The following is a 9,660-nucleotide window of genomic DNA, read 5'->3' as shown; positions in this document are numbered from 1 at the left end:
GATATCGTCCGCCTAGCGATCCAGCGGCACCACCGCCATGGTCAGCCGCGAGATGCAGCTGGGCTTGCCGTCGTCGCCGTGCAGGCGGATTTCCCAGACGTGGGTGGAACGGCCGATGTGCACCGGCCTGGCCACCGCCGTCACCCGCCCCGTGCGCAAGCCGCGCAGGTGGTTGGCGTTCACCTCCAGGCCCACGCAGTAGTACTTGCTGGTGTCCAGGCACAGGTAGCTGGCGGTGGAGCCGACCGTCTCCGCCAGCACCACCGAGGCCCCGCCGTGCAGCAGGCCGTAGGGTTGGTGGGTGCGCGCGTCCACCACCATGCTGGCGGTCAGCGAGTCCTCGTCCACCGCTTCGAAGCGGATGTCGAGGACTTCGCCGATGGTCTTCTTCAGGTTGGCGTTGAGCGCCCCGAGGTCGGGCGTAGTGCGCCACAGGCTCATGCAGGTCTCCCTTGCTCAGTCATGCCACAGCAGGCTCAGTCATGCCACTGCACCGCTTCGCGGCGCTCGGCCCATTCGTTGAAACGCGCGCCGTAGGTGGTCTCCACCACGTTGCGCTTGATCTTCAGGGTAGGCGTGAGGAAGCCGTTGTCCACGCTCCAGGCCTCGCGGATCAGCACCAGCCCGGCCAGACGCTCGTGCTTGTCCAGCTCGCCGTTGACCTCTTCCAGCAGCTGCCGCAGGCTCTGCTCCAGTTCCGTCCGCGAGCCGTTGGCGGCCTCCTGGCGGCCCACCTCGGAGAGCACGCAAAGCCCCAACGGCGCCACCAGGCCGTCGCCGACCACGCAGATCTGCTCGATCCGCGAATGCACCGCGAGGCGGTTCTCGATGGGCGCCGGGGCAACGTACTTGCCCTTGCCGGTCTTGAAGATCTCCTTCAGCCGCCCGGTCAGGCGCAGCTGGCTGTCGCTGTCCTGCTCGCCCTTGTCGCCGGTGCGCAGGTAGCCGTCGGGGGTGATGGTCTCGGCGGTGCGCTCGGCGTCCTTGTAGTAGCCGAGCATGGTGGCGCCGCTGCGCACCTGCACTTCGCCGTCCTCGCTGATGCGCACCTCCACGTCCGGGCTGGCCTGGCCGATCCAGCCCTCGCGCTGCTTGCCGGGCCGGCAGACATGGGAATAGCCGCAGTTCTCGGTCATGCCGTAGACCTCCAGCACGTTCAGGCCCAGGCGCTTGTACCAATCGAGCAGCGCCGGCGGCACCGGCGCCGCTCCGCACAGGGCATAGCGCACCGCGTCGAGGCCGAGCCCGGCGAGCACCTTGCGGCCAACCAGGCGGCCGACGATGGGCAGGCGCAGCAGGCGGTCGAGCTTCTGCGCCGGCATCTGCGCGTAGACGCCCATCTGGAACTTGGTCCAGATCCGCGGCACGCCGAAGAACACCGTGGGTCGCGCGCGACGCATGTCGGCGAGGAAGGTATCCAGGCTCTCGGCGAAGAAGATCGTCTGCCCGGCGTAGATCGAGGCCATCTGCACGAACATCCGCTCGGCCACGTGGCACAGCGGCAGGTAGGACAGCAGGCGGTCCTCCTCGCCGACGCCGAACAGGCTGGCGGCGCGGCTGGCGGCGAAATCGAAGTTGGCGAAGGAGTGCATCACGCCTTTGGGCGTACCGGTGGTGCCGGAGGTGTAGATGATGGTGGCGAGGGTTTCCGGGTTCGGCAGCGGCACGTCCCGCAGCGGCTGGCTGGCCTGCAGGTCATCCCAGCTGTGATCGAAGCGCCCCTCGGGGTGCAGCGGCAGGGAAACCGTGAGTACCTCCGCCGGCAGCCCAGGGGCCATCGCCGGCCAGTCGTCGAGCTTGCCGATGAAGGCCACCCGCGCTTCGGAGTGGCTCATCACCTGGCGCACCGATTCGGCGGTCAGGTTCGGGTAGAGCGGCACCGAGATATGCCCGGCCATCCAGATGGCGACGTCGGCGATGATCCAGTGCGCGCAGTTCTTCGAGATGATCGCGATGCGGCTGCCCGGCGGCAGCGCCAGGCTGCGTAGCCAGGCAGCGGCACGCCGCGCCTGGTTGCCGGCTTCGCCCCAGGTCAGGGTCTGCACCTGGCCGCCGGGCAGCGGCTGGACCAGGTAGTTCTTGTGCGGGTGGCGTGCCTCGCGGCGCAGGAATTGCTCGAGCGGAGAACGAATTTCAGTGACCACATGCCCCTCCTTTTTTGTTGTTCTAGAGGTGTAGCGATAGATCAACCAAGCACTTGCTTGGTCGAATATTCCACGCGACCCGCGACTAGGCAAGAAGGGATATGTGAACTTTTGTAGGGCGTTTCGCCGAACCGGCGCATGGCGCCGCCGCCGGCAAACTGCTAAAAGCTGCTGCGAACGACCAAGGAAACCCCGTCCATGCCGGCCCTAAGCGACAGCGTGCTGACCCAGTTGCCCCTGCTCTTCAACCTGCTCTGCGCCACCCTGTTCGGCGGCCTGATCGGCCTCAACCGCCAGCTGCACCACCGCCCCGCCGGGCTGCGCACCCACGCCCTCACCGCCCTCGCCGCGGCACTGGCCATCACGGTGATCCAGCAGTTGCAGCCGGGCACCGCCGACGCCGCCAGCCGGGTCGCCCAGGGCGTGCTGACCGGCATCGGTTTCATCGGCGCGGGGGTCATCGTCCACCACGAGCGGCGCTACCGTATCGAGGGCCTGACCACCGCCGCGACCATCTGGGTCTCGTCGATGCTCGGCCTGGCCTGTGGCAGCGGCAACGTACTGACGGCCGCCATCGGCCTGGGCCTGACACTGCTGATCCTGGTCCTCGGCAGCCGCCTGGAACAGCGCCTGGCCGCGCGCGACCCGGACAGCGACGTCAACCTGAAGGACGACGACCACTCAGCCTGAGGCCCGGAAACGCCAAGGCCCCTCGCGGGGCCCTGGCTGGCGAACGCTCAGCCGTGTCCGGGGTGGTACAGCGAGACCAGCGTCATCAAGCCCGCCAGCGGGCCCTCGCCCTCCAGCTCGGCCAGCGAGGCGGTGGCCATCGGCAGCGCCTCGTCGCGGCTGCCGTGCACCAGCAGCCCGCCGAGGGAGCCGATCAACGGCTGGTGGCTGACCAGCAGCAGGTTGCGCTCGCTCCGGTTGTCGAGGAAACGCAGCACGTCACGCGGGTCGTCGTCCGGCGTCAGCCAGGGCGCGGTACCCACCGCGCTGGCGAAGCCCAGCGCCTCGCGCACCAGCTCGGCGGTCTGCTGGGCGCGCACATAGGGGCTGGCGAGGATGCCGTCGAGCGCATGCCCGGCGAGGTGCCCGGCGCTCTGCAGCACTTCCTTGCGGCCGTGGGCGGTCAGCTGCCGCTCGGCGTCGCGGCGCGCCTGGGGTTCGGCCTGGCCATGACGCAGCAGCCAGATCTTCACAGCTTCGGCTCCTCGTCGCGCACCGGGTGCGGCGCCGGCGGCACCGCATGGGCGGCCTCGCCTTCCGGGGCGCGCGGAGTCGGCCAGTCGGCGAACGGCCAGGGCTTCTCGTCGCTGTTGAAGGTGCCGAAGCGACCGATCTGCGCCAGGTACTGGCTGAGGCTGTCGCCGAAGGCGAGCAGGCTGGCGCCGGGCGCGCCGTAGATGATGCGATAGGCCAGTTGCACCACGACCACGACGCCGAGCAGCATCTGCGCGACGTACCAGACCAGGGCGAACAGCAGCATCCAGACGATGCGCAGGGCCAGGGATTCTTTTTCCAGACGATCGGCGGACATGGATGCCTCCTCAGAAACCACTGGTGGGAATGAAGTCGGTGTCGGTCTTCGGCTCGCCGCTCATCAGCGCCTGGATCACCTGGGCCAGGGTGCGGCCACCGAAGAGGATGGCGTAGAGCCCGGCGACCAGCGGCATGTAGACGCCCAGCTCGTCGGCCTTGGCCTTGAGCACCTTAAGCGTGTTCACCCCTTCGGCGGTCTCGCCCATGCGCGCCACCGCGTCCTCCAGGCTCAGGCCCTCGCCCAGCGCGAAGCCGACCTGATAATTGCGGCTCTTGGGTGACGAACAGGTGACGATCAGGTCGCCGACCCCGGCCAGGCCGAGGAAGGTCATCGGGTTGGCCCCGAGCTTGACCGCGAAGCGGGTCATCTCCGCCAGGGCGCGGGTAATCAGCATGCCCTTGGTGTTCTCGCCCATGCCCAGGGCGGCGGCCATCCCGGCGATGATCGCGTAGACGTTCTTCAGCGCGCCGCCCAGCTCCACGCCGAAACGGTCGGCGCTGGCGTAGACGCGGAAGGTGCGGCCGTGCAGCGCGGCCTGCACGCTGGCGCAGAGCGCCTCGTCCTCGCTGGCGACCACGGTGGCGGTCAGCTCGTGCTCGGCGATCTCGCGGGCCAGGTTCGGGCCGGAGATCACCCCGATGCGCGCGGCCGGGGCGATTTCCTCGAGGATCTGGCTCATCAGCTTGAAGCTCTGCGCCTCGATACCCTTGGTCAGGCTCACCAGCAACTTGCCGGCCAGTTGCCCGGCGCAGGGCTCCAGCACCTTGCGCAGGGCGCTGGAGGGCACGGCGACAAAGATCAGCTCGCAGGCGTCGAGGATGGCAGCGAGATCGGTGACCGGCTCGACGTTATCGTGGATGCGCACGCCCTTCAGGTAGCGCGGGTTCTCGCGCAGGGCGCGGATGCTCGCCGCCTGTTCCTCGTCGCGCATCCATTGGCGCACGCGCTGGCCGTTCTCCGCCAGCAGGTTGGCGAAGGCAGTTCCGAAGCTCCCTCCCCCCAGCACGGCGATCGGTTGCTGCTCAGTCATGTCACTTCCATCACGGGCCGCACGCGGGCGGCGATTGGGGCATTATAAGGCGCCGGGGCCCGCCGGCCAGTAGGGATAACCCTACTGGCAACGGACACCGGCTGGTTTAACATCCGTCACCGTCGAGAACCGAGAACAGGGCCGTTCCGTGTATCCCACGCACCATCTTCGTCGCACGCCAGCCAAGCGAGAGGCGCCATGACGCCACGCAAGGGCTGGAACATCCAGAACCGCATGCTCGCCATCAGCCTCGGCCCCGCGCTGCTGCTGACCCTGCTGCTGACCGGCTACTTCACCTACTCGCGGCTGCAGGACCTGCGCCAGGAGCTGAACCACACCGGCCAGCTGATCGCCAACCAGTTGGCCCCGGCGGCGGAATACGGCGTGCTCTCGGGCAACCTGCCAGTGCTGCAGAGCCTGCTGCGCACCACCCTGGGCACGCCCCACGTGCGCTTCATCGAAGTGCGCAACCGCAACGACGAGATCGTCGTCTACGCCGAGCAGCCCAGCGACGCCACCCAGGGCGGCCCCAAGATCGAGGTGTTCCACGCCGCCATCCAGCGCGAGCACGTGCCGCCGGCCGAGGTCGCCGGCGACGTCTCCCTGCGCCATGCGCCGGGCCGCCAGGACGCAGCGGGCAGCGACGCCGACTACCTCGGCCGGGTCGTGGTGGGCATGGCCAACGACGCCTTCAGCGAACGCCAGCAGGAAATCCTCTTCAAGGCCAGCCTGCTGGCCTTCTTCGCCCTGCTCCTGACCCTGCTCCTGGCCCGCCGCCTGGCGCGCCGCCTGGCCGCCCCGATCAGCAGCATGGCCAACGCCGTGCAGGCGATCCAGACCGGCGACTACCAGACCAGCCTGCCGGTGCTCGACCACAGCGAGGTCGGCGACCTGGCCCGGCACATCAACAACCTGGCGCGCGGCCTGCAGCAGGCCAGCAAGGAACAGGAACGCGCCATCGGCCAGCTGGTGGCGGCGCGCGAGGAAGCCGAACAGGCCAACCGCAGCAAGTCCGACTTCCTGGCGATGATGAGCCATGAACTGCGCACGCCGATGAACGGCGTGCTGGGCATGCTGCAGCTGCTGGAAACCACCGAACTCAACCACGAGCAGGCCGAATACTCGGCGCTGGCCACCGAATCCACCGAGCACCTGCTCAAGGTCATCAACGACATCCTCGACTTCTCCCGTATCGAGCGCGGCGCGCTGGAGCTGGAGCGCATCCCGTTCAACCTGCTGGAACTGATCCAGGGCTCGCTGCAGGTGTTCCAGCACAGCGCCCAGCAACGCGGCCTGGCGCTGCGCATGGATGTCCAGGCAGGCCTCGACAACCTCGACGTGCGCGGCGACCCCACGCGCCTGCGGCAGATACTGGTGAACCTGCTGGGCAACGCGCTGAAATTCACCGAGGAAGGCGCCATCCGTCTGGAAGTGCGCTGGCAGGCCCTGGACGACGAAGTGCTGTGGCTGACCTGCGCGGTCAACGACAGCGGCATCGGCATCTCGCCGGAACGCCTGGAGCACATGTTCGAAGCCTTCCAGCAGGCCGACTCGTCCACCTCGCGGCGCTACGGCGGCACCGGCCTGGGCCTGGCCATCGCGCGCACCCTCGCCGAGCGCATGGGTGGCACCCTGCAGGCGTCGAGCGAGGAAGGCCTGGGTTCGACCTTCACCCTGGAAATCCCCCTGCCGTTCCAGGCTCGTCGCGGCGGCGCCTCGGTGCACGCGCAGCGCGCCACGGAGCCGGCCACCGGGCAGCGCGTGCTGCTGGTGGAGGACAACCCGGTGAATCAAACGGTCATAGAAGCGATGTTGCGCAGCCTCGGCTATCGCGTCACTCTGGTCGGCGATGGAGCCCAGGCGGTGCTCACCGCGGAGCGCGAGGAGTTCGACGCCATCCTCATGGATTGCCGGCTTCCGCTGCTCAACGGCTACGAGGCCACGCGGCAGATTCGCGCACTGCCCGAGCGGCAGCGGGTACCGATCATCGCCCTGACCGCCAACGCCCTGCAGGGCGATCGCGAACAGTGTCTGGAATCAGGGATGGACGACTACCTGGCCAAGCCGTTCAAACGCGCCGACTTGCAGAAGATTCTGCAGCGTTGGTTGACCTCCGGACGTTGATCCGCGGGGCCCGATCGCCCAAACTCGTGACCTGCGAGGCTGATCGGCGGGTAAACTCCCTCAGCTGGAGCAACGAAGCACCGGAATAAAGTGAACAACCGTTCGCCCGGAGCTGTGACTTTAACCGCAAGGCAACAGTCTATGACTAGGCTGCCGCAGGACGCCGCGATAAAAATGAGGCGCGCGGAGCCGCAGGGCGGGCGATTTCGCCCTGCCGTTCAGGATTTTTGAGGAGCTCGCATGACCAAACAACACGCCTTCACCCGAGAAGACCTGCTGCGCTGCAGCCGCGGCGAGCTCTTCGGCCCGGGTAATGCGCAACTGCCCGCCCCCAACATGCTGATGATCGACCGCATCACCCACATCAGCGAAGTCGGCGGCAAGTATGGCAAGGGCGAACTGGTCGCCGAGCTGGACATCAACCCGGACCTCTGGTTCTTCGCCTGCCACTTCGAAGGCGATCCGGTCATGCCGGGCTGCCTGGGCCTCGACGCCATGTGGCAGCTGGTCGGTTTCTACCTCGGCTGGCAGGGCAACCCCGGCCGCGGCCGCGCCCTGGGTTCGGGCGAAGTGAAGTTCTTCGGCCAGGTCCTGCCGACCGCCAAGAAAGTCACCTACAACATCCACATCAAGCGCACCATCAACCGTTCGCTGGTACTGGCCATCGCCGATGGCAGCGTCAGCGTCGATGGCCGCGAAATCTACAGCGCCGAAGGCCTTCGCGTCGGCCTGTTCACCTCCACTGACAGCTTCTAAGGGTAATCCGCATGCGTCGCGTCGTGATCACCGGCCTGGGCATCGTATCCTGCCTGGGCAATGACAAAGACACCGTCTCCGCCAACCTGCGCGCCGGCCGTGCCGGTATCCGCCACAACCAGTCCTACGTCGACATGGGGCTGCGCAGCCACGTCTCCGGTTCGGTGAACCTCAACCTCGAAGAGCTGATCGATCGCAAGGTCTTCCGCTTCATGGGCGACGCCGCGGCTTATGCCTATCTGGCGATGGAACAGGCGATCAAGGACTCCGGCCTCACCGAAGACCAGGTCTCCAACCCGCGCACCGGCCTGATCGCCGGCTCCGGCGGCGCTTCCACCCTGAACCAGATGGAAGCCATCGACATCCTTCGCGAGAAGGGCGTCAAGCGCATCGGCCCATACCGCGTGACCCGCACCATGGGCAGCACCGTATCCGCGTGCCTGGCCACCCCCTTCCAGATCAAGGGCGTGAACTACTCCGTGTCCTCGGCCTGCGCCACCAGCGCGCACTGCATCGGCCAGGCCATGGAGCAGATCCAGATGGGCAAGCAGGACGTGGTCTTCGCCGGCGGCGGTGAAGAAGAACACTGGAGCCAGAGCTGCCTGTTCGACGCCATGGGCGCCCTCTCCACCCAATACAACGACACCCCGGAAAAGGCCTCCCGCGCCTACGACGCCAAGCGCGACGGTTTCGTCATCGCCGGCGGCGGCGGCATGGTGGTGGTCGAGGAACTGGAGCACGCGCTGAAGCGCGGCGCGAAGATCTACGCCGAAATCGTCGGCTACGGCGCCACCTCCGACGGCTACGACATGGTCGCCCCGAGCGGCGAAGGCGCGATCCGCTGCATGCAGCAGGCGCTGTCCACCGTCGACACCCCGATCGACTACCTGAACACCCACGGCACCTCCACCCCGGTGGGCGACGTCGCGGAAGCCCGCGGCATCCGCGAAGTGTTCGGCGACAAGGCCCCGGCCATCAGCTCCACCAAGAGCCTGTCCGGCCACTCCCTGGGCGCCGCCGGCGTGCACGAGGCGATCTACTGCCTGCTGATGATGCAAGGCAACTTCATCGCCGGCTCGGCCAATATCGACGAGATCGACCCGGAAGTGGCTGACCTGCCGATCCTGCGCGAAACCCGCGACAACGCCAAGCTCGACACCGTGATGAGCAACAGCTTCGGCTTTGGCGGCACCAACGCCACCCTGGTGCTGCGCCGCTTCAACGGCTGATAGCCCAGCACAACAAAAAAGGCGCCCCTCGGGGCGCCTTTTTTGTTGTCCGCTATTTCTCAGCCACAGGAAGCCTCCTGCAAGCCCCACCACAACGAAAAGAACAGACCAAGCCTCACACCCTCCCCACATACGTCATCCCCGCGAACGCGGGAACCCAGCGCCTCCGCACACCCCACGCAGAAGCGGGCCGCGCCACGAATGTAGGGCGCATAACCGTTCGCGGTTATCCGCCACCCGGCCCCACACCATACCTGCCAGTCCGACCCTCCGAGGCTCCTCACGGAAGCCTCCGACCAACGCGGAACGCGACGCCCTGGTAGGAGCGGGCCACGCCCGCAATCGCCAGCCACGGCAAACCGCATCGCAGGCATAACCGGCGCCCAGGTCAGCCAAAACTTTTCCACGCACAAAAACAAAGCCCCCGACCAGCTCTCGCTGATCAGGGGCTTCGGTATTAGAAGCTTGACGATGACCTACTCTCACATGGGGAAACCCCACACTACCATCGGCGATGCATCGTTTCACTACTGAGTTCGGGATGGGATCAGGTGGTTCCAACGCTCTATGATCGTCAAGCAATTCGGTTGGATGCTCGCCGTGGCGCTCATCCGAATTCGGTTTGCTTACACTAATAAGCAAAACCCCCGACCAGCTAGGCTGATCAGGGGCTTTGGGATAGGTGCTTGACGATGACCTACTCTCACATGGAGAAACTCCACACTACCATCGGCGATGCATCGTTTCACTACTGAGTTCGGGATGGGATCAGGTGGTTCCAACGCTCTATGGTCGTCAAGCAATTCTTTCAGACGCTCGTGGCTTGCGCACACG

General features: G+C 66.8%; 9 protein-coding genes and 2 rRNA genes. 4 read left to right on the top strand and 7 right to left on the bottom strand.

Features of this window, described 5'->3' with window-relative positions; translation table 11 throughout:
* Nucleotides 1-12: 12 nt before the first annotated feature.
* Together P3W75_RS14980 and P3W75_RS14975 are read right to left on the bottom strand one after the other, a co-directional pair.
* Complete coding sequence (locus P3W75_RS14980; RefSeq protein ID WP_276228146.1) at nucleotides 13-441, bottom strand: hotdog fold thioesterase; 429 nt, start codon at nucleotides 439-441, stop codon at nucleotides 13-15.
* Between the two features lie 35 nt (nucleotides 442-476).
* Nucleotides 477-2,144, bottom strand: coding sequence for an AMP-binding protein (locus tag P3W75_RS14975; protein WP_276228145.1), 1,668 nt, complete (start codon nucleotides 2,142-2,144; stop codon nucleotides 477-479).
* Nucleotides 2,145-2,342: 198 nt separating this feature from the next.
* Between P3W75_RS14975 and P3W75_RS14970 the strand changes: the two genes are divergently transcribed.
* Nucleotides 2,343-2,834: an MgtC/SapB family protein gene (locus tag P3W75_RS14970; RefSeq protein WP_276228144.1), complete on the top strand. Its 492-nt coding sequence runs from the start codon at nucleotides 2,343-2,345 to the stop codon at nucleotides 2,832-2,834.
* A 47-nt stretch (nucleotides 2,835-2,881) separates the two neighbouring features.
* Here P3W75_RS14970 and sixA read toward each other — a convergent pair whose 3' ends face one another.
* The 3 genes from sixA to P3W75_RS14955 are packed head-to-tail and all read right to left on the bottom strand — an operon-like array spanning nucleotide 2,882 to nucleotide 4,717.
* Nucleotides 2,882-3,346, bottom strand: coding sequence for a phosphohistidine phosphatase SixA (gene sixA / locus P3W75_RS14965; protein WP_276228143.1), 465 nt, complete (start codon nucleotides 3,344-3,346; stop codon nucleotides 2,882-2,884).
* The gene (locus P3W75_RS14960) at nucleotides 3,343-3,684 is read right to left on the bottom strand and encodes a DUF4389 domain-containing protein (RefSeq protein ID WP_276228142.1); all 342 of its coding nucleotides are present in this window, start codon (nucleotides 3,682-3,684) and stop codon (nucleotides 3,343-3,345) included. Before P3W75_RS14960 ends, sixA begins: the two co-directional genes overlap by 4 nt.
* 10 nt (nucleotides 3,685-3,694) lie before the next feature.
* Nucleotides 3,695-4,717 carry an NAD(P)H-dependent glycerol-3-phosphate dehydrogenase gene (locus tag P3W75_RS14955; RefSeq protein ID WP_276228141.1) on the bottom strand — a complete coding sequence of 341 codons (1,023 nt, stop codon included), beginning with the start codon at nucleotides 4,715-4,717 and terminating at the stop codon, nucleotides 3,695-3,697.
* Between the two features lie 198 nt (nucleotides 4,718-4,915).
* On the opposite strand from P3W75_RS14955, the gene P3W75_RS14950 reads away from it, so the two are divergent.
* From P3W75_RS14950 to fabB, 3 genes are all read left to right on the top strand, one after another.
* Nucleotides 4,916-6,841 carry an ATP-binding protein gene (locus P3W75_RS14950; RefSeq protein WP_276228140.1) on the top strand — a complete coding sequence of 642 codons (1,926 nt, stop codon included), beginning with the start codon at nucleotides 4,916-4,918 and terminating at the stop codon, nucleotides 6,839-6,841.
* 240 nt (nucleotides 6,842-7,081) lie between these two features.
* Nucleotides 7,082-7,597: a 3-hydroxyacyl-[acyl-carrier-protein] dehydratase FabA gene (gene fabA / locus P3W75_RS14945; protein ID WP_276228139.1), complete on the top strand. Its 516-nt coding sequence runs from the start codon at nucleotides 7,082-7,084 to the stop codon at nucleotides 7,595-7,597.
* Between the two features lie 11 nt (nucleotides 7,598-7,608).
* Nucleotides 7,609-8,826 carry a beta-ketoacyl-ACP synthase I gene (gene fabB, locus P3W75_RS14940; RefSeq protein ID WP_276228138.1) on the top strand — a complete coding sequence of 406 codons (1,218 nt, stop codon included), beginning with the start codon at nucleotides 7,609-7,611 and terminating at the stop codon, nucleotides 8,824-8,826.
* A 463-nt stretch (nucleotides 8,827-9,289) separates the two neighbouring features.
* Here fabB and rrf (P3W75_RS14935) read toward each other — a convergent pair.
* Nucleotides 9,290-9,405: ribosomal RNA gene (gene rrf, locus P3W75_RS14935) — 5S ribosomal RNA — on the bottom strand.
* Between the two features lie 105 nt (nucleotides 9,406-9,510).
* Nucleotides 9,511-9,626: ribosomal RNA gene (gene rrf, locus P3W75_RS14930) — 5S ribosomal RNA — on the bottom strand.
* Nucleotides 9,627-9,660 lie beyond the last annotated feature (34 nt).

Source organism: Pseudomonas citronellolis, assembly GCF_029335315.1.
Lineage (GTDB): Bacteria > Pseudomonadota > Gammaproteobacteria > Pseudomonadales > Pseudomonadaceae > Pseudomonas > Pseudomonas citronellolis_A.
This window is presented reverse-complemented; position numbering and strand designations above follow the sequence as displayed.